This is a genomic window from Mariluticola halotolerans (assembly GCF_021611515.1).
Taxonomy (GTDB): Bacteria; Pseudomonadota; Alphaproteobacteria; order Rhizobiales; family Devosiaceae; genus Mariluticola; species Mariluticola halotolerans.
In genome coordinates this window covers 2,770,272-2,788,514 of record NZ_CP090960.1, presented here as the reverse complement: position 1 = coordinate 2,788,514, position 18,243 = coordinate 2,770,272, and the positions used below count along the sequence as shown (strand labels likewise).

17 protein-coding genes are annotated in these 18,243 nt (G+C 59.7%); 6 read left to right on the top strand and 11 right to left on the bottom strand.

Features of this window, described 5'->3' with window-relative positions; translation table 11 throughout:
• Positions 1-125: 125 nt before the first annotated feature.
• Positions 126-1,025, bottom strand: coding sequence for a LysR family transcriptional regulator (locus L1P08_RS13340; protein ID WP_303617487.1), 900 nt, complete (start codon positions 1,023-1,025; stop codon positions 126-128).
• Positions 1,026-1,235: 210 nt separating this feature from the next.
• Between L1P08_RS13340 and L1P08_RS13335 the strand changes: the two genes are divergently transcribed.
• Positions 1,236-1,661, top strand: a complete 426-nt coding sequence (locus tag L1P08_RS13335; protein WP_303617486.1) for a winged helix DNA-binding protein — start codon at positions 1,236-1,238, stop codon at positions 1,659-1,661.
• A gap of 112 nt (positions 1,662-1,773) precedes the next feature.
• Here the strand turns inward: L1P08_RS13335 and L1P08_RS13330 are convergent, their stop codons facing one another.
• From L1P08_RS13330 to eda, 4 genes are read right to left on the bottom strand one after another with little or no spacing between them, the layout of a single operon-like run.
• Positions 1,774-2,820 carry a molybdenum ABC transporter ATP-binding protein gene (locus tag L1P08_RS13330; RefSeq protein ID WP_303617485.1) on the bottom strand — a complete coding sequence of 349 codons (1,047 nt, stop codon included), beginning with the start codon at positions 2,818-2,820 and terminating at the stop codon, positions 1,774-1,776.
• On the bottom strand, positions 2,813-3,508 hold the full coding sequence (locus tag L1P08_RS13325) for an ABC transporter permease subunit (protein ID WP_303617484.1): 696 nt from the start codon (positions 3,506-3,508) through the stop codon (positions 2,813-2,815). The genes L1P08_RS13330 and L1P08_RS13325 overlap by 8 nt, the downstream gene beginning before the upstream one ends.
• A gap of 9 nt (positions 3,509-3,517) precedes the next feature.
• Positions 3,518-4,255 (bottom strand): molybdate ABC transporter substrate-binding protein, encoded by a 738-nt coding sequence (gene modA / locus L1P08_RS13320; protein ID WP_303617483.1) that lies wholly within the window; start codon positions 4,253-4,255, stop codon positions 3,518-3,520.
• A gap of 21 nt (positions 4,256-4,276) precedes the next feature.
• The gene (gene eda, locus L1P08_RS13315) at positions 4,277-4,912 is read right to left on the bottom strand and encodes a bifunctional 4-hydroxy-2-oxoglutarate aldolase/2-dehydro-3-deoxy-phosphogluconate aldolase (protein WP_303617482.1); all 636 of its coding nucleotides are present in this window, start codon (positions 4,910-4,912) and stop codon (positions 4,277-4,279) included.
• 221 nt (positions 4,913-5,133) lie between these two features.
• On the opposite strand from eda, the gene nadA reads away from it, so the two are divergent.
• Entirely contained in the window at positions 5,134-6,201 is a 1,068-nt protein-coding gene (gene nadA, locus L1P08_RS13310) for a quinolinate synthase NadA (protein ID WP_438268416.1), read from the top strand.
• A 26-nt stretch (positions 6,202-6,227) separates the two neighbouring features.
• On the opposite strand, the gene L1P08_RS13305 is transcribed toward nadA, so the two are convergent.
• Both L1P08_RS13305 and L1P08_RS13300 read right to left on the bottom strand, forming a co-directional pair.
• Positions 6,228-6,803 (bottom strand): YdeI/OmpD-associated family protein, encoded by a 576-nt coding sequence (locus L1P08_RS13305; RefSeq protein WP_303617481.1) that lies wholly within the window; start codon positions 6,801-6,803, stop codon positions 6,228-6,230.
• Positions 6,804-6,953: 150 nt separating this feature from the next.
• Positions 6,954-7,817, bottom strand: a complete 864-nt coding sequence (locus L1P08_RS13300) for a DMT family transporter (protein ID WP_303617480.1) — start codon at positions 7,815-7,817, stop codon at positions 6,954-6,956.
• Between the two features lie 148 nt (positions 7,818-7,965).
• Between L1P08_RS13300 and L1P08_RS13295 the strand changes: the two genes are divergently transcribed.
• Together L1P08_RS13295 and L1P08_RS13290 are read left to right on the top strand one after the other, a co-directional pair.
• Entirely contained in the window at positions 7,966-9,333 is a 1,368-nt protein-coding gene (locus L1P08_RS13295; protein WP_303619573.1) for an aminotransferase-like domain-containing protein, read from the top strand.
• Positions 9,334-9,481: 148 nt separating this feature from the next.
• Positions 9,482-11,071 (top strand): L-aspartate oxidase, encoded by a 1,590-nt coding sequence (locus L1P08_RS13290; RefSeq protein WP_303617479.1) that lies wholly within the window; start codon positions 9,482-9,484, stop codon positions 11,069-11,071.
• Between the two features lie 37 nt (positions 11,072-11,108).
• Here the strand turns inward: L1P08_RS13290 and L1P08_RS13285 are convergent, their stop codons facing one another.
• Together L1P08_RS13285 and L1P08_RS13280 are read right to left on the bottom strand one after the other, a co-directional pair.
• The gene (locus L1P08_RS13285) at positions 11,109-11,993 is read right to left on the bottom strand and encodes a c-type cytochrome (protein ID WP_303617478.1); all 885 of its coding nucleotides are present in this window, start codon (positions 11,991-11,993) and stop codon (positions 11,109-11,111) included.
• A gap of 102 nt (positions 11,994-12,095) precedes the next feature.
• Entirely contained in the window at positions 12,096-13,046 is a 951-nt protein-coding gene (locus L1P08_RS13280; protein ID WP_303617477.1) for a PfkB family carbohydrate kinase, read from the bottom strand.
• Positions 13,047-13,316: 270 nt separating this feature from the next.
• Between L1P08_RS13280 and L1P08_RS13275 the strand changes: the two genes are divergently transcribed.
• A complete protein-coding gene (locus L1P08_RS13275; protein ID WP_303617476.1) occupies positions 13,317-14,423 on the top strand; it encodes a TRAP transporter substrate-binding protein in 1,107 nt (368 codons plus the stop codon).
• Between the two features lie 164 nt (positions 14,424-14,587).
• The gene (locus L1P08_RS13270) at positions 14,588-15,535 is read left to right on the top strand and encodes a cation diffusion facilitator family transporter (protein WP_303617475.1); all 948 of its coding nucleotides are present in this window, start codon (positions 14,588-14,590) and stop codon (positions 15,533-15,535) included.
• A gap of 155 nt (positions 15,536-15,690) precedes the next feature.
• Here L1P08_RS13270 and L1P08_RS13265 read toward each other — a convergent pair whose 3' ends face one another.
• Together L1P08_RS13265 and L1P08_RS13260 are read right to left on the bottom strand one after the other, a co-directional pair.
• A complete protein-coding gene (locus L1P08_RS13265) occupies positions 15,691-17,538 on the bottom strand; it encodes a TRAP transporter large permease (RefSeq protein ID WP_303619572.1) in 1,848 nt (615 codons plus the stop codon).
• Positions 17,538-18,122, bottom strand: coding sequence for a TRAP transporter small permease subunit (locus tag L1P08_RS13260; protein WP_303617474.1), 585 nt, complete (start codon positions 18,120-18,122; stop codon positions 17,538-17,540). The genes L1P08_RS13265 and L1P08_RS13260 overlap by 1 nt, the downstream gene beginning before the upstream one ends.
• Positions 18,123-18,243 lie beyond the last annotated feature (121 nt).

Here is an 18,243-nt window from a genome sequence, read left to right as displayed (position 1 = left end):
CTCTTGTACGAGAGTTGAATTTTAGTGCCGGCAAGCAGAAAATCGGCGGAGAAACATTGATAGCATTTTCAGGTAGTTGGGTAGAAAATATGTAATTGTTACGCGTCAGGAACCTCAAAATAGCGTCATTGCACCGGGTGCGTATCGAACCAGATTACCAGATGATCGATCAGCGCCCTCACCTTTCCGGCCAGATGCCGGCGATGCGGATAGACCGCCTGAAGGCTCGGTCCGGCGGGCATTCTGTCCGCCAGCACCACAACCAGACGCCCGTCAGCAATTTCCTTTTCGGCCAGATAGGCTGGCAATGCGGCAAACCCAAGGCCGTGCAACGCCGCCTGCATCGCCGCCACGGGCGAATTGACCCGCACGGGCCCCGAGACATGCACAGCCGTCGCCTGGTCTTCAGATACAAAGCGCCAATTGGCCTGCCCTTGTAAATTGACATCAACAATGCAGGGCATGTTGCGCAGCGCCTCGCCGCTTTGCGGCAGCCCCACGCGCTTTATCAGCTCCGGCGAACCGCAGATGACTATTTTTGTATCAGCGATCTTGCGGGCAATCAGGGATGAATCCGGCATGGCGCTGATCCGCAAGGCCACATCGACCCCTTCATCCACCAGATCGACAAACCGGTCCTCAAGCCGCAAATCGAGTGTGACTTCGGGGTGCGTTTGCAAAAAGGCAAACAGGGCCGGGGTGAGCGAGGTCTCGCCGAAATTGCGCGGGGCCGACACCCGCAACAAACCGCGCGCTTCCGAGGTCTGGTTGGTAATCGTTGCATCAAGATCGTCAAGCTGCTGCAGCAATTGCACAACTTCGCGATAATAGGCCTCGCCCGCCTCGGTCAGCGACAGTTTGCGCGTCGTCCGGTTCATCAGCCGCACGCCAAGATAGTCTTCAAGATCAGTTACATACTTGGACAACAGCGCCTTGGAACGGCCGAACTGGCGCGCCGCGGCGGAAAAGCCGCCCGCATCATAAACCTGCACGAAAGCGCGAATACGGGCGAGATCCTGTGTCATCCACTCATGCCTTGTCCGGACGCAGATCGCCCTTTTGCCGACCGGCACGCACACCAGAACACCACCAGATATATTGTGCAAACGCGCGCCCGTTTCAGCGTATAATAGGCAGAAATCCTGAACAGCCAAGCCCTATTCATCGCCCTCGGATTAACGATAGGATGCGATCAGCAATCGACGCCGCCCCGGATTCCGGACTATTTTGCCCTCATGCCGAAACCCGCAGCAAAAACGACACTTTACCGGCTCATCGAAGCGGGCCATCTGGCCCGGCAGAAGATGCTCGTCCCCCTTTACGAACGGGGCCTTGAGGCGGGTGATGACGCGTTTTTGTTCGCGCTGGATGATCCGAAAGGCGCAGCAGAACAAGCACTTACCGACATGACCGGGCTCGGGGACATCGCCCTTGAAATGCGGCTGGTCCGGCTGGCTGAAGCGGGCGTGATCGAACGGGTCGCCGTTGGCCCGGACCTTTTGCCCGGCGCGCGGCTGACGGCGAAGGGCCGCGACATTGCCGATGTGCTCGCCGCCAATTGGCAATTGCTCGAAGATGCGCTGACCGGTGAACTGGATCACGCCCAGCACAAGAACCTGCGCAAGATTTTGAAACGCTTTGTGAAATTGCTGAATTTATAGAGTTTAGGATAACAGTCTGAAAAAACGGAAAAATCTGAGTGTTTGTAAGCCTTGTGCAAGGCTTACCTCAGCCTTGTTTAAGCCCAGTTTCAGACCTTATCTCAGCCCCGCCCTAAGCCATGCGTTCGACGGATGCCGACTTGAATATCGCGGTCACTTTCTGACCTGCCGCCAGCCCCATTTCCGCAACCGTGCGCGCCATGACAATGGCGAGCAGATACTGGCCTTCAACGGCGATGCGCACCTCCACCTGCCCGCCGGGCAAAGTGTTGAGCCGGGCGATCTCACCCGTAAGCGCATTGCGGGCACTGATATTGTCGATCACTGAACGCGCCAGCACCACATCGCGCGCCCAGACCCGCAGACTGACGCGCGCGCCGGGCGCAAGACCCTCCCCCATCACCTCGACCTGCTGATTGCCAACCGTAATCGCGGCCAGCCCGTCATCGGCAATATCGCGCACCGCGCCATGAAGGATTGCGGCAATCCCGCCCTCGCCCGCATTGCCATATTGGCTAAGAACAGTTGGCGCATCGCCCGCAACCACAATCCGCCCGGCGCGCATGAGAACGAAATGCCGGGCCACCCGCCCGGCCTCTTCCATGGCGTGGGTGACATGGATCACCGGAATATCAAGAGTGGGAAACAATTCGGCAAACAGACCCAGCAATTCATCCCGCGATGCCGGATCGAGCGCGCTTAAGGGTTCATCGAGCAAGAGCAGGGCCGGCTTGCCCACGAGCGCCCGCGCGAGCATGACCCGCTGCTGCTCCCCGCCCGATAATGCCGCTATCGGTTTGCCGATCAACCGGGCGCAGCCTGTCCGTTCGAGCAGGTCACCGGAAAGGGCGTGCCCGCGCGCGCCGATGAGAATATTCTGGCGCACACTCATATGCGGCATCAGGGCTGGGCGCTGAAACACCATGCCGATCTGGCGGCGTTCGGGCGCGATGGAAAGCTTCGCTTCCATATCGCAAAGCGGTTTGTCGCCCAGCTTGATCCGCCCCGTCTCCGGTACCGAAAGTCCGGCCAGCAAACGCAGCAGCGAGGACTTGCCCGCGCCCGAGGGCCCGACCAGCGCGGTGACCCCGGATGGAAGGGTCAGCGCCGCCTTGAGATCGAAAGTGCCGAACCGGGCTGTGACATCAATATCAAGCACGGGAGGTCTCCCGCCCTGTCAGCCTGACGGCCAGCCGGGCCACCAGAACCTCGGAGGCAATGACAGCGACCACAGAAAGCGTCACCGAAATGGCCGCCAGAATATAAACCATTTCCATGCCATTGGCCGATTGCAGGGTCGAAAAGATCGCCAGGGACAGGGTGCGGGTTTCCCCCGGAATGCTGGCGACAAAGGTGATGGTGGCCCCGAATTCGCCAAGTGCCTTGGCAAACCCCATGATCAGCCCGGCCAGTATCCCCGGCATGGCCAGCGGCAGATCGAGCCGCCAGAGCCGGGACCAGAACCCGTGCCCGGCCACCGCCAGCGCCTCATGCAATCCCGGATCGACACCTTCGAGCCCCAGCCGGATCGGGCGCACCATCAGCGGCAAGGCAACCAGCCCCGCCGCCAGCGCCGCACCGGTCCAGCGAAAGCCGAACTGCAGACCGAACTGGGCAAAAAACCGCCCCAGCGGTGCCATCGGGCCAAACAGGTCCAGCAAAACCAGGCCGGTCACCACCGGCGGCAAAACCAAAGGCAGCATGACTAAAGCGCTCAGCACCGCCTTGCCGCGAAATGAATAGCGGGCCAGAACGAACCCGAGAAAAAAGGCCAAAGGCAGGGCAAAACCGACGCCCACCAGTCCCACCTTGAGGGTTAAAAGCACAATGCCCGCGATATCAGTCATGATTGCCGGTCACGGTAAAAAGCCCTCATCAGCCAGCAGGCCCTGGCCTGCTGCACTGGCCATATAGCCAAGAAATTCTGCAACTGTCGTGTTGTCCTTGCCCGTCGCCACACCCCAATAGCGCACCGGGGCGTGCAGGGCCGGGTCAATGACAGCAACAACCCGCACGCCGGGCACCAGCGCATCGGTTTTATAAACAATGCCAAAGGGTGCGGCATGGCTTGCAACAAAGGCGACGGCCCCGCGCACATCACCGGCCGGGGCCAACCGGTTTTCAAGACGGTCCCACAATCCGGCCTGTTCCAGCGCGTCGCGGGCATAAATGCCCGCTGGCACATGGGCAGGATCGCCCACCGCCAGCCGCCCCCCGCCCAGCGCATCAGGCAAGGCGTCCAGCGTGACATCACCATCAAAACCGGCGGTCGCAATGATAACCAGCCCATTGCCGAACAAGTCGCGCGCCGTGCCCCCCATCTGGCTGGCAACCGCATCCGCATAGGTTTTGTTGGCCGAGATAAACAGATCAACCGGCGCACCGGCCATAATCTGGCGGGCCAGCGTTGAAGAAGAGCCGGGCACAATGGTCAGCTGGCCGCCGCCCTGCTGTTCAAAGCCGGTGGCCAGTTTCGCCATAATGTCGGTAAGGCTGGCGGCAGCATAAACTGTCGCCGCACCGGCACGGGCCGGCAGGGCGGCAGCAAAAAACGTCAATAGCAGGAAGACGGCAGAAAGGGGCGTTCGGATCATCTCGAACCGCCGCCCCATCAATCAGCCTGCCAGCGCCGCAGCTTCCCGCGCCAATTGTTCAATACGGGCGAAGTCACCGGCGGCAACTGCATCGCCGGGGGTAACCCAGGACCCGCCAACGCAAATCACATTGGGCAGTGCCAGATAGGTTTTTGCCTTGGCCGGATCGATACCGCCCGTGGGGCAGAAGGTCAGATCGGGCAGCGGGGACGCAAAGCTTTTGAGCACCGGCACGCCGCCCATGGCCTCGGCGGGAAAGAATTTCAAATAGGTATAGCCACGCTCAGCCAGCGTCATCGCCTCGGTCGGTGTGCCGATCCCCGGCAAAAGCGGAATGGCCACATCTTCAGCCGCATCGAGCAAGCGCGGCGAGGCACCCGGCGACACCATGAACTGGCACCCCGCATCTACCGACTGGCGCATATGCTCGGCCGTGCGTACAGTACCCGAACCGACAATGGCACCCGGCACTTTGGCCATTTCGGCCATGACTTTCAGGGCATTCGGTGTGCGCAGGGTGACCTCGAGAACCGGCAATCCACCGGCCACAAGCGCTTCGGCCATGGCACGCGCCGCGCTGACATCATCAAGAATGATGACCGGAATGACCGGGGCAAGCGACAGGGTTTTCTTTAAAACGGCTGCATCCTGGGGCATAAATTCGGGGCTCTTTCATCAATTACGGTCAATGCATGAATTTCGGGGCCTGATCTAGCATAGCATTCATTGAAATGCCCGGCAAAAATACCTAAGTTCCGCCCCGACGGGATGCGGTATAGAAGGCATCCAGTTTCGCGGCAGAATTCAGGCGCGACCAGATTAATCTTGGTGCTCGCCCGGCAACAGGCCGCAAGGGTGCCGCGCGGAAGGGATCCACAATGGTTCAGCTCATCAACGCGATGACACCACTCGAAGAGGCGCGCGCCGTGCTGGCGGATAGTTTCGACCTGAAATTTTCCGCCGCTGTCAAAAAATCCACCTCCGGCATTTATGACCGGGTGAAAAACCAGATTCCCGAAATCGAATGGCCCTTTTATGCGCCGCTGATCTTTCAGATCAACCGGCTGAAAAAGAAGAAGGATGCGGTGATTCTGGCCCATAACTACCAGACCCCGCAAATCTATCACGGTGTGGCCGACATTGTGGGCGACAGCCTGCAGCTTGCCGTGGAAGCGACCAAGGTCAAGCAACAGGTGATCGTGCAGTGCGGTGTGCATTTCATGGCCGAAACCTCGAAATTGCTGAACCCGGAAAAAACCGTACTGATTCCCGACAGCCGCGCCGGCTGTTCGCTGGCCTCCTCGATTACCGCTGAGGATGTGATGGCCATGCGCGCCCAATATCCCGGTGCACCGGTTGTCACTTATGTGAACACATCAGCCGCTGTGAAAGCGGTGACCGATGTGTGCTGCACCTCATCCAATGCAGTCGATATCGTCAATCAGGTCGAGGGTGATGAAGTCATCATGATCCCTGACCAGTATCTGGCGCAGAACACGGCGAAAAAGACCAAGAAGAAAATCATCACCTGGGCCGGTGCCTGTGAAGTGCATGAGACCTTTACCGCCGCCGACATTGCCGAATTGCGCGCCGCCTACCCGAACTCAAAAATCATCGCCCACCCCGAATGCCCGCCCGAGGTGATCGATGCGGTGGATTTCTCCGGCTCGACCGCCGCGATGATCAACTGGGTGAAAACGGAAAAGCCGCCCAAGGTGGTGATGGTCACCGAATGCTCCATGTCGGACAATGTGGCGTCCGAAACCACCGGTGTTGATTTTCTGCGCGGCTGCAATATCTGCCCGCACATGAAGCGCATCAACCTTGAGAACATTCTGTGGTCGCTGCACACCATGACCGAGGAAGTGCTGGTCGATCCCGCGATCATCCCCGACGCCCGCCGGGCTGTGGAACGCATGATCGAGATGAGCAAAAAGGGCGATTAGGCGCCTTCAAGCCTTGATGACCCGCTTTAGTGAAACGTCTCGCCCCGCGCCAGCATTGCGATAATATCGCTTTGGCGCCGGGCGCGCGTTTCGGGTCGCTTGGCGGCATGCAGCCTGTAATAAATGGCAAACAGATTGGCGCGGTTAAGCCCGTCAAAAACCTGCTGCGCGGCGGGGTTTTTGGCGAGTTCTGCCATAAATTCTTCCGGGATTTCCATTTCAGCGCTGCCCGCATAAGCCATGTCCCAATGGCCGTTCTCCATCGCTTCATCCACAAGCCGTTGCCCAGCCGGCTGCATCCGGCCGTCGGCGATCAGGGTTTCAGCATGTTCGCGGTTCTTTTTGGACCACATCGCCTTGGGTCGGCGCGGGGTAAACCTTTGATACCAGGATTGCGCGTCCCGCGATTTCTTGATCCCGTCAATCCAGCCCCAGGCAATGGCCTGCACCACTGCCTCTGACCAGTTGATCGAGGGAATGCCGGACTGCTTTTTATAAAGTTGCAACCAGACCTCTTTGGCCTCTGCATGGTTGTCGGCAAGCCAGTTCCAGAAGGCTTCCGGGGTTTCACACACAACAACTTTATCGGCATCAACTTCCATGCGCTGCCCGCCCTTTTTGCTCACCTCGGTTCTGTGCGGAAACTCTATCCACAAACAGCCCTGCTATAAATGCCCCCAACTGACAGTTTCCGGCAGTTGGGTTGCATGACCGAGGTGAGTAAAAAAGGCGGCCAGGCACCTGGCCGGATCCTATTTACCGAAACGGCGTGTCGCGTAGACGCAAAGAATGACTGCCACCGTCACCGCAAGCATCGCCGGGGTGACCGCCTCATGCAAAAGGGTTGCGGCCAGTGCGAGGCCGAAAAACGGTTGCAGCAATTGCAATTGCCCGATGGCGGCAATGCCGCCCTGCGCCAGACCGCGATACCAGAACACAAAGCCCACCAGCATGCTGAACACCGACACATAACCAAGGCTGGCCCAGCCCGGGAGGGTGACATGGGCGAAACTGGACGGCCAATATCTGATGGATAAACCAACCATCACCGGCAAAGACAGCACCAGCGCCCAGCAAATGACCTGCCAGCCGCCCAGTTTGCGCGACAGCTTTGCGCCTTCCGCATAACCAAGCCCGCACACAATAATCGCAGCAAGCATCAAGAGATCGCCCGCGGGCGACGCGACCAGACCTTGCGACAGGGCAAAGCCGGCAACCAGGGCGCTGCCCAGAACCGAAAAGACCCAGAAAACCGGCTTTGGCCGCTCCCCGGCCCGCAGCACGCCAAACAGCGCGGTGGCCAGCGGCAACAGGCCGATGAAGACGATGGAATGGGCCGAGGTGACATATTGCAGCGCCAAGGCCGTCAGCAGCGGGAACCCCACCACCACCCCGAGAGCCACGATGACGAGGGGAACAATATCCTGTCGCCCTGGCCGCTTTATCTTGAAAAAATACAGCAATCCAACCGCCAGCAATCCGGCTATCGCGGCCCGGGCGCCGGTCAGAAATATCGGATCGAATTGCCCCACCGCCACCCGCGTCGCCGGCAGGGAGCCGCTGAAGATGATGACGCCAATGAGCCCGTTGAGCCAACCGTGCAGTGATTTGTCCATTTCAAACTTCCCTATTTGAGGGATGTTTATCGACGAGAACGGGTGACACCGCCAAGCACAATACAGTACAATATTGCGAAACTGTTATGGCAAGGAATGCACTACAGTGGAGCTGAACCCCAAAAGCAGCACGCGCATCGAGACGGCCATGACGGCGATCCGGCAGCGCATTGCCAGCCGCAGCCTGGCCGCCGGCGACAAGCTCCCCTCCATCCGCGCCTTTGCCGGCGTGATGGCGATGTCCACCTCAACCATTGTCGAGGCTTATGAGCGGTTGGCGGCAGAAGGCGTCATCAAGTCCCGGCCCGGGGCGGGGTTTTTCGTGGCCAGCCAGACAGCGCCCCTGTCCCTCGCCGGGATGGGACCAAGGCTTGACCGCCTCATCGATCCGCTCTGGGTATCGCGCCAGTCGCTGGAAGCGGGCACGGCCCATCTCAAGCCGGGATGCGGCTGGCTACCGCCCGAATGGATGCCGCAAACCGCCATGCGCCGGGCCTTACGAAAGCTGGCGCATGCGGACCCCGTTTCCCTCAGCGAATATGGCGAACCGCTGGGCCTGCCGCCCTTGCGACGCTTGATTGCCAGCCGGCTGGCAGATGCAGATATTGAGACATCACCCGATCAGATCATCCTGACCGGATCGGGCACGCAGGCGATTGATTTGCTCTGCCGGTTTCTGCTCGAGCCGGGTGATACGGTGCTGGTGGATGATCCCTGCTATTTCAATTTTCAGGCGCTGCTGCGCGCCCATCGCGCCCGGATTGTCAGCGTCCCCTATACACCTTCCGGCCCCGATGCCGCAGCATTTGAAAAGGTGCTGATCGCGGAAAAGCCCCGCCTCTATATAACCAATTCGGGCATTCATAACCCCACCGGGGCAACCCTCTCCCCGGCGCGGGCGCATCGTGTGCTCAAGCTGGCCGACCAGCACGGACTGACCATTATCGAGGACGATATTTTTGCCGATTTCGAGCAGGTGCCATCGCCACGGCTGGCAGCTTTCGATGGGCTTGAGCGGGTCATCCATATTGGCAGTTTTTCCAAAACCCTGTCGGCGGCGGCCCGCTGCGGCTATATCGCGGTGCGCCGCGACTGGGTGGATCCGCTTGTTGACCTCAAGATCGCGACAAGTTTTGGCGGCGCACCTTTGAACGCCGAACTGGTTTTGAACATGCTGCGTGATCCCAGTTATCGCAAACATATGGCGGCGCTGAAACTGCGCCTGTCCCAGGCGATGTCAGAGGTGAGTGCCCGCCTGAGAAATATCGGCATCGAACCCTGGCTCGAGCCGCAGGCTGGATTGTTTTTATGGGCGCAATTGCCCGGCAATATTGATGCCGCCGACATTGCCCGCGACGCGCTGGCCCGCAATATCGTGCTCGCACCGGGCAATGCCTTCAGCCACGCACAATCGGCGACCCGCTTTCTCCGCTTCAATGTTTCCCAATGCGGCGACGCGCGGCTGTTCGATGTATTGAAACACGCCATACAGCAGCATTCCACCCCCGAAACCTGACAAGCCTTATGCCGGTGCCCGGCGAAATCTCGATCCGGGGGAGCAGGCGGGTGGCGCTGGGCTCAGAATTAAAATATGAACAACCAGCCAGACGCCAGACCCGTTCGCGGTGCAATTCAGGTTTTGCTGGCGTCAGGCGGAGGACATGATGGGTATCTACGACAACGTTTTGAACGCGGATGGCGCACTTATTGTTGGCGCGGGTCTGGCTGGACTTTTCTGTGCGCTCAAAATGGCGCCGCGACCAGTCACCGTTCTGTCCCCGAAACCATTGGGCTTTGGCGCCTCTTCCGCCTGGGCGCAGGGCGGCGTTGCCGCAGCGGTGGGTGAAGGCGACAGCGCCCATGCCCATGCGGTGGATACCGGGGTAGCGGGTGCCGGGATTGTCGACATGGAAGTGGCCGAACGGGTGGCGGCGGAAGCGGCGGCGCGAATCGAGGATCTGGCCCGCTGGGGCACCCCGTTTGATCGGGATGCCGAGGGCAATTACCAGCTCTCGCGGGAAGCCGCCCATTCCATGAACCGCGTGGTGCGGGTATCCGGCGATCGCGCCGGGCGCGAGATCATGGCCGCCCTGATTGAAGAAGTCCGCCGGACCCCCTCCATCCGTATTGTCGAGGGTATTACTGCGGTCGAACTGGCCCGCGCCGAGGGCCGGGTGATCGGGGTTTACTGCCGCAAGCTGGGCGATCGTTATGCCGAGCCGGTTTTCATCCGCGCCCGCGCCACCGTGCTGGCAGCAGGGGGCCTTGGCGGGCTTTATGCGGTCACCACCAACCCGCCGGGCGTGCGCGGCCATGCCATGGGCATGGCAGCCAGAGCCGGCGCGGCCATTGCCGATGCCGAATTTGTGCAATTCCACCCCACCGCCATCGCCACGGGCGCTGATCCGGCACCTTTGGCCACCGAAGCGCTGCGCGGTGAAGGGGCGATATTGCTTAACGATCTGGGCGAACGCTTCATGCCCGCCATCCACGAGGATGCCGAACTCGCCCCGCGCGACATTGTCGCCCGCGCCAATTTCCGCCAGATCAAGGCCGGCCGCAAAGTGTTTCTCGACACCCGCGCATGCCTTGGCGAGAAGATTTTGACCGCCTATCCCACCGTTGCCAAATATTGCACGGATGCCGGCATTGACCCGGTCAAGGACATGATCCCGGTCACCCCGGCAGCGCACTATCACATGGGCGGGGTCAAGGTTGACGACCGGGGCCGCTCGTCCATCGCCGGGCTCTGGGTCTGCGGTGAGGCCTCATGCACGGGCCTGCACGGGGCCAATCGCCTTGCCTCAAACTCGCTTTTGGAAGCAGTGGTGTTTGGCGCGCGCATTGCCGAGGATATTGGCGGGCTGGAGCCGGTGCGCACCAATCTCGCCCCCTTCGAGGGCATTGAATGGGATCAGGAAAAAGGCGAGGAGGCCGAGGCCGTGCTGCGCAATCTGCAGGCGGTGCAGGACCTGCGCCATGTAATGACCGATCTGGTTGGCGTCGAACGTGACGAACAGGGTCTGCGCCAGGCCCTGCGCCGGATTGAGGAGCTGGAGAACACGGCGCAAAAGGTCACCCGCTCCTATCTCAACATGACCACCTCAGCGACCCTTGTGGCAGCAGCAGCCCTCAGGCGGACGGAAAGCCGGGGCGGCCATTTCCGCACCGATTTCCCCGAGCAGGATGACAAATGGCTCAATCACACGACCATGACCTTGACCGACGCTCTGAAAATCCGCAGTGAGGCCTAAGGGGGTTCCGGCATAAGGGAACACCCCTTATCCGGCTTTATTCCTCGTCGAGCAGATAGGCGGCAACCGCCTCAAGATCATTATCGGTCCAGTGCGATGTCGCCTCTTCGATAACCTCGCCCATCGTGCCGCCCAATACGTTGAAACCGGGCGTGAAACCGGTCTTGAGCGCATCAACCAGCGCCGCCCGGTCATAGCCCTCTTCCACAAGGCGGGCCTTGGTGATCGCGGGCACACGTCCCCCCGGCGTACCTTCACCACCGGCAAAGGCGCGCCCATCCTCGCGCCCGCCAAGCGCATTGCGCGGGGTATGGCAGGCCGTGCAATGGCCCGGCCCATTGGCCAGATAATTGCCGCGATTCCACAAGGGTGACCGCGCCGGATCGGATTTGAACCGCTCGGGGGTGAAGAACATGTTCTTCCAGCCCAGCATCAAGACCCGCATGTTGAACGGGAAGGAAAGCCGATGCCCCGGCGCGGGCGTTGCCACCGGCTCGACCGCCATCAATGCCGCATAGAGATCGACAATGTCCTGATCGGTCATCAGCGTATAATTGTCATAAGGGAACGCGGGATAAAGGTGTTCGACCATGCCCGGCCCCTTGCCATTGCTCATCGCGTCCGAGAACTCGGCCAGCGTCCAGCTGCCAATCCCGGCGTCTGGATCGGAGGTGATATTGGGGGGTGTGAAATCGCCGAACTGGGTTTTGATCGCCGCCCCGCCCGCCAGATAGGCACCATCATTGGCAATATCGGTGTGGCAGGCAATGCAACCGCCAAGCCGCATCACATATTCGCCGCGCGTCACATCGCCGGCAAGGCTCAGATCGCGCGCCGGGCCTTCCACCGGTTTGAAAAACCAGGCAGCAACCCCAAGCCCCGCCAGGACCACCAGTGCCAAAACCACATATCCGCGCCGCATATCCGTTTCGCCCCTATGCCTTAAACTCCCGGAATGAAACCAGAGCCATTCCCGGAAAACAATTACAACACAATGAGGTGAACGAATGCCAACAGCTATCCGTTACGACGCCAAAACGGCATCAACCTCGTCCCGGGTTGGGGGATGGCAGCCTTTTTCGGCACAATTGAGACCGGCAACAACCGCACCGAACCGCAAGACCTTTGCCAGTGCCGCGCTATCAAGCCCACCCAGCATGCCGGGGGTGAGATCGCCCTGTTCCGCCAGCAGCGTCAATATCCCCGCCATCAGACTGTCCCCCGCCCCAACGGTGTCACCAAAAACCGGCGGCATGTAAATCTCGGCAGAAGCCTCACCGTTTTTGGTGAACGCGCGCGACCCGCCCTCGCCCAGCGTGACAACAACCAGTTCGCAATGCGGCCGCCGCAACAATTCGGTGACATGCTGCTCAATGCTCTTTTGCGCATCAAGGGCTGCCAGATCCTCATCCGACAGCTTGACCAGATGCGCCCGGTCAAAAAAGCCGGACAAACGCTGTTTGTAGCTCTCGAAATCGGCAACCAGAGACGGGCGCACATTGGGATCGAGCGTAATCATCGCCCCGCGCGCGGCCGCTGCATCAGCCACGGCCAGCCATGCCTTGGCATCGACCGGTTCAATCGGGCAAAAACCGCCGAACTGGAAAACAACAGGAGCCGCCGGCAAAGCCGCAATCAGCCCATCTTCCGTGAAAGCCCGGTCCGCACTGCGATAGAATTCATATTGAGCCTGCTGGCGCGCATTAAGGGTGACCACAGCCAGACTGGTGGGGGCCGTCACGCGCTCTGCCATTAGCGGCGTCACACCGGCCCTGTGGAGCGGGCCAAGCAGATGGTCGCCAAAATTATCCTGCGAGATCGGGCACAGATATCCTGTCGAATTACCCAGCCGCGCCAATGCGATGGCGCAATTATAAGGTGAGCCACCCGCATGGGCCTCCATCCGGATCACCCCGTCATCCGCCAGAGGCTGTGCCACCAGATCGATCAGGCTTTCACCGCCAACGACAAACATTTCTTTCTCCCCGAGCCCGAAACGGGGAAAGCTCTAGCCTATTCTCCGCCCAAAGGCCAAGTGCAAAGGGCTGGTTCACAGGCCGCATTTCGGCAAATCCGCGCGATTTCAGCGAAATTCCGGCCCGCGCAATACCCCGCCTATCCGTTCTAGTGGGTAGTCGGGCAGAGATCGCGGCTCGACAGTGCAAGGTGCCGGTGTAAGTTGCCCGCAGCCCGGTGGGGGAGGATGCCTGTCCGGGGCCATAGAACGAACATTTGGGAGGATCATATGGATCGTCGTTCATTTTTCAAAAAGGCCGGTGTCGCCAGTGTTGGTGCAGCCGGTGCAGCAACGCTCGCAGCGCCAGCCATCGCGCAGGAATCGCCCACCCTTAACTGGCGTCTGACCTCGTCATTCCCCAAGGCACTCGACACCATTTACGGTGCCGCCGAAACCATGGCCGGCCGCGTTGCAGCGGCAACCGATGGGAAATTCAACATCCAGGTCTATGCGGCGGGCGAACTTGTCCCCGGTCTGCAGGCGCTCGATGCAGTGACCGATAACACGGTCGAGATGTGCCACACCTGCTCTTACTATTTCTGGGGCAAGGAACCGACCTTCCAGCTCGGCACCGCAACACCTTTCGTGCTCAATTCGCGCATGCAGAATGCCTGGCTCGCCTATGGCGGCGGCCGCGAACTGCTCGACAATTTTTATGCCGAAAATGGCGTAAAAGGTTTCTACACCGGCAATACCGGCGCCCAGATGGGCGGCTGGTTCCGCAAGGAAATCAACACGGTTGAAGATCTCAACGGCCTCAAGATGCGTATCGGCGGCTTTGCCGGCACCATCCTTTCCAAGCTGGGCGTCACCCCGCAGCTGATTGGCGGCGGCGAAATCTACCAGGCGCTGGAAAAAGGCACCATTGATGCGGCCGAATGGGTTGGCCCCTATGACGACCAGAAGCTGGGCTTCAACAAGGTTGCCAAATACTACTACTATCCCGGTTTCTGGGAAGGTGGCGCGAACCTGCACACCTTTATCAACCTCGACAAGTTCAAGGAACTGCCCAGCCATTACCAGGAAATCCTGGAAGATGCCTGTGCCTATGCCCATACGGACACATTGGCCAGCTATGACGCCAAGAACCCGGCAGCTGTGAAACAGCTCGTTGCCGATGGTGCAATCCTGCGCCCGTTCAGCCAGGAAATCCTGACCGCTGCCTATGAAGCCTCGCAGGAAGTCTATGCTGAATATTCGGCCAAGAGCCCGCACTTCAAGGCCGTTTACGAATCCCAGCTGGCCTATGCCAAGGAAGCCTATCTCTGGCAGCAGCTGTCTGAATATACCTTCGACACCTTCATGATGGTCCAGCAGCGCAACGGCAAACTGTAAAACCATCTGACGACAATCCTGATGAAACCCCGGAGAGCGATCTCCGGGGTTTTTTGTTGCCACCCGGTGCCGCCCCACACCCCCAAAACACGAAAATCAGTTGACGAACGCGACAGCATGGGTTGGGTTCAGATAATCATCTTTTGCCAAAAGGACCGCAAACCTTGGCCGCTCACTCCTCTACCAAAGTCATCATCGCCGCCCTGGTGGGCAATTTTGCCATTTCGGTCACCAAATTCGCCGCCGGTTTTTTCACCGGCAGCTCGGCGATGATCACCGAGGGTGTGCATTCGCTGGTCGATACCGGCAATCAGCTTTTGCTGCTCTATGGATTGAAGAAATCCGCCCGCCCGGCCGACAAGTCCCATCCCTTTGGCTATGGAATGGAGCTGTATTTCTGGGCATTTCTGGTGGCCATTCTGGTGTTTGCGCTGGGTGCCGGCATCTCGATTTATGAAGGCATCCAGAAAACCCTGAGCCCGCACCCTGTCACCAATGCCTATGTGAACTATCTCGTGCTCGGCGTCAGCATTGTCTTTGAGTTCTTTGTCTGGCGGATCGCCTTTCGCGAAATGATGAAGACCAAGGGCAACCGGACCCTGCTGAACGCCGTGCGTGAAAGCAAGGACCCCACGGTCTTTACGGTTCTGTTCGAGGATACAGCGGCCATGCTCGGCCTGATCACCGCCTTTATCGGCATTCTTTTGAGCCAGATTCTCGATATGCCCATTCTCGACGGCATTGCCTCGATTGTCATCGGCCTGATCCTTGCGGCAACCGCGCTGTTTCTGGCCTATGAATGCAAGAGCCTGCTGACCGGCGAAAGCGCCATGCCCGAGACGGTCGACAAGATCGAGGCGGTTCTGGCCGACGAGAAAAGCATTATGGGCACCAATGAATTGCTCACCCTGCATCTGGGACCGCAGGATGTGCTGGTGGCCGTCAGCCTCGATTTCGTCAATTCCCTCTCAGCCGGCGAAGTGGAGGAAACCGTCAGCCGCATCGAAGACCGGATCGTGGCTGTGGTACCCGAGGCGGGACGGATATTCATCGAAGCCCAAAGCCTTGGCCGGCATCGCCGCCACGCCAATGGCGGGGCAAAGCCCGAATAGGCGGGGCTTGCAGCCCCTTCGTCATTGCGAGCGCCAAAGGCGCGCGGCAATCCAGGGCGACAAACACCGGAACTTGTGGCTCTGGATCGCCACGGCGCTGCGCACCTCGCGATGACGGCGCAGCGGTCGCCGGAAGACCGGAACCGCCATAAGCGCTAGTTGAAATTCGGCGGCTGGCTGAGATCGGGGCCCGGCGCCGGTTCGGCGGGTTCACGCGTCTCTGCCGGGGTATCGCTGCCAAAGGTCAAGGGCGGCAGGCCAAGGCTGCCCCCGCCATCGCTGCCACTGCCATTGCCGCCAAAATCGAGCGGTGGCAGACCAAGACCCCCATCATTGCCCGGCGCGCTGCCGCCGCCAAAATTGGGCATGGTCAATTCACCCCCCCCCATTGACGGCAATTCGATGGTCACCGAATTGGGATCAATGCCCGACTTCTCGCCCTTGTAATGGGTGACAAGTTGCGGGAAGGCGATGACAAGGCCAACCACCATCACCTGAATGATGATGAAGGGAACGGCACCGCGATAGATTTCGAGCGTCTTCACCTCCGGCATCATCTTGTTGGTAACCTTGTCAAGCCAGGGCTGTTTGGGCGCAATCGAGCGCAGGTAGAAAAGCGCAAAGCCGAAAGGTGGCGTCAGAAACGAAGCCTGCAGGTTGATACCGATAATAATGCCGAACCAGATCAGGTCGATCCCCAGCGTCTCGGCCACCGGTGCCAGCAACGGCACCATGATGAAGGCAATTTCAAAGAAATCGAGAAAGCACCCGAGGATAAAAACAATGATCGTGACGGCAATCAGAAAGCCGACTTCCCCGCCCGGCAAACCAAGCAGCAATTCCTCGATCCATTGATCGCCATTGACCCCGTAAAAGGTCAGCCCGAACACCCGGGCACCGATCAGAATGAACATGACGAATGAGGCCAGCTTGGCGGTTGAGAGCAAAGCGGCATTGAGCACGGAAAGGTCCAGCCGCCGCTTCATGAACGCCATGACCAGCGCACCGGTTGCGCCCATGGCACCGCCCTCGGTCGGGGTTGCGATACCCAGAAAGATCGTGCCCAGAACCAGAAAGATCAGCGCCAGCGGCGGGACCAGAACGATGATCACACGCTCGGCCAGCCGGGACAGCAGCCCCAGCTTGAACCGGCGGTTGATCAGGCTGAGCCCGAGCGCAAAAACCGTTGCCGTGGTGATGGACCAGACAAGCCGGACGTCAAAGCCAAAGCCGGAAAACACCGTGTGGAACGTCGCCAGATAGACGCCAAACGCCAGCGCCAGCACAACGACCAGCGACCATACCCCATCCCCCAGTGTCCGCGCCTCGCGCGGCAGGGCCGGCGCCCATTGCGGCTTGATCAGGGTGATGACAAAAATATAGAGCACATAAAGCGTGATCATGATCGCCGCTGGCAAAAGCGCGCCGACATACATGTCGCCCACCGACCGCCCCAACTGGTCGGCCATGACAATCAAAACCAGCGATGGCGGCACGATCTGGGCCAGCGATCCGGAAGCGGCAATCGTGCCCGTCGCCAATGGCCGGTGATAGCCATAGCGCATCATGATCGGCAGCGAGATCAGCCCCATCGCCATCACGGATGCGGCCACAACACCTGTGGTCGCCGCCAAGAGCGCGCCCACAATAATCACCGCATAGGCAAGCCCGCCACGCACTGGCCCGAACAATTGCCCGATTGTATCGAGCAGATCCTCGGCCATGCCGGAACGTTCGAGAATAATGCCCATAAAGGTGAAAAACGGGATCGCCAGCAGGGTGTCATTATACATGATCCCGTAAATGCGGTCGGGATGCGCCTGAATGAGATTCCAGAACAGGTTGATCTCGGTCGGCGCAAACACCGACAACTCCACCCCGATCCAGAAAAACAGCAAGCCGCCAGCAGCCAGCGTGAAGGCAACAGGATAGCCCAAAAGCAGCATGCCCATCACCGAGACGAACATGATCGGGGCCAGTTCGTGCGCAATCAGATCGAGGATCATGGCCGTTCACCCTTGGCATAGCCGCTAGCCGCTTCATCGACCGCGGGCGGGGAATCATGCCCGGCATAGGGTTCATCAATATGGCCGCGGATCACCCCGATCCGCTTGATGATTTCGGAAAAGGCCTGCGCCAGCAGCAGCCCGAACCCGATCACCACCATGATCTTGGCCGGCCACAGCACCAGCCCGCCGGCACTGCCCGAAATCTCGCCCGAATGATAGGATTTCAAAAACCAGGGGATCGAGAGATAAAGGATCAGCCCCGCGAACGGCAGCAGGAAGAAGATGTGGCCGAGAAGATCGATCCAGTCGCGGGTTTTCTTGGTCAGCATGTTGGAGATGAAATCGATCCGCACATGCTCGTTTTTTTGCAAAGTGTAGGCAGCAGCCAGAAGGAACACGGTGCCATAAAGATACCATTGCAATTCCAGCCAGGCATTGGATGACATGTCGAACGCCTTGCGGATACTGGCATTCACCGCACTCACCAGCACCGCAACAAGGATCAGCCACGCTACCCGGCGCCCGATAAAAGCGGTCACCGCATCAATCCCGCGCGACAGCGCCAGCAATTTGCCCAAAATCCACCTCCCCGGTATATACCGCCGCGCCAATTGTATAGCGCGGCTGGTTTGCCACCAATTTCCTCCCCGAAATCAGTAACCATGCACCAAGTCTATAGACATCTGGCGCAACGCGGTG

Coding starts and splice junctions, on each gene's coding strand:
- L1P08_RS13340 (WP_303617487.1), bottom strand. CDS start 1,025: ATGACACAGGATCTCGCCCGTATTCGCGCTTTCGTGCAGGTTTATGAT.
- L1P08_RS13335 (WP_303617486.1), top strand. CDS start 1,236: ATGCCGAAACCCGCAGCAAAAACGACACTTTACCGGCTCATCGAAGCG.
- L1P08_RS13325 (WP_303617484.1), bottom strand. CDS start 3,508: ATGACTGATATCGCGGGCATTGTGCTTTTAACCCTCAAGGTGGGACTG.
- modA (WP_303617483.1), bottom strand. CDS start 4,255: ATGATCCGAACGCCCCTTTCTGCCGTCTTCCTGCTATTGACGTTTTTT.
- eda (WP_303617482.1), bottom strand. CDS start 4,912: ATGCCCCAGGATGCAGCCGTTTTAAAGAAAACCCTGTCGCTTGCCCCG.
- nadA (WP_438268416.1), top strand. CDS start 5,134: ATGGTTCAGCTCATCAACGCGATGACACCACTCGAAGAGGCGCGCGCC.
- L1P08_RS13305 (WP_303617481.1), bottom strand. CDS start 6,803: ATGGAAGTTGATGCCGATAAAGTTGTTGTGTGTGAAACCCCGGAAGCC.
- L1P08_RS13300 (WP_303617480.1), bottom strand. CDS start 7,817: ATGGACAAATCACTGCACGGTTGGCTCAACGGGCTCATTGGCGTCATC.
- L1P08_RS13295 (WP_303619573.1), top strand. CDS start 7,966: ATGACGGCGATCCGGCAGCGCATTGCCAGCCGCAGCCTGGCCGCCGGC.
- L1P08_RS13290 (WP_303617479.1), top strand. CDS start 9,482: ATGGGTATCTACGACAACGTTTTGAACGCGGATGGCGCACTTATTGTT.
- L1P08_RS13285 (WP_303617478.1), bottom strand. CDS start 11,993: ATGCGGCGCGGATATGTGGTTTTGGCACTGGTGGTCCTGGCGGGGCTT.
- L1P08_RS13280 (WP_303617477.1), bottom strand. CDS start 13,046: ATGTTTGTCGTTGGCGGTGAAAGCCTGATCGATCTGGTGGCACAGCCT.
- L1P08_RS13275 (WP_303617476.1), top strand. CDS start 13,317: ATGGATCGTCGTTCATTTTTCAAAAAGGCCGGTGTCGCCAGTGTTGGT.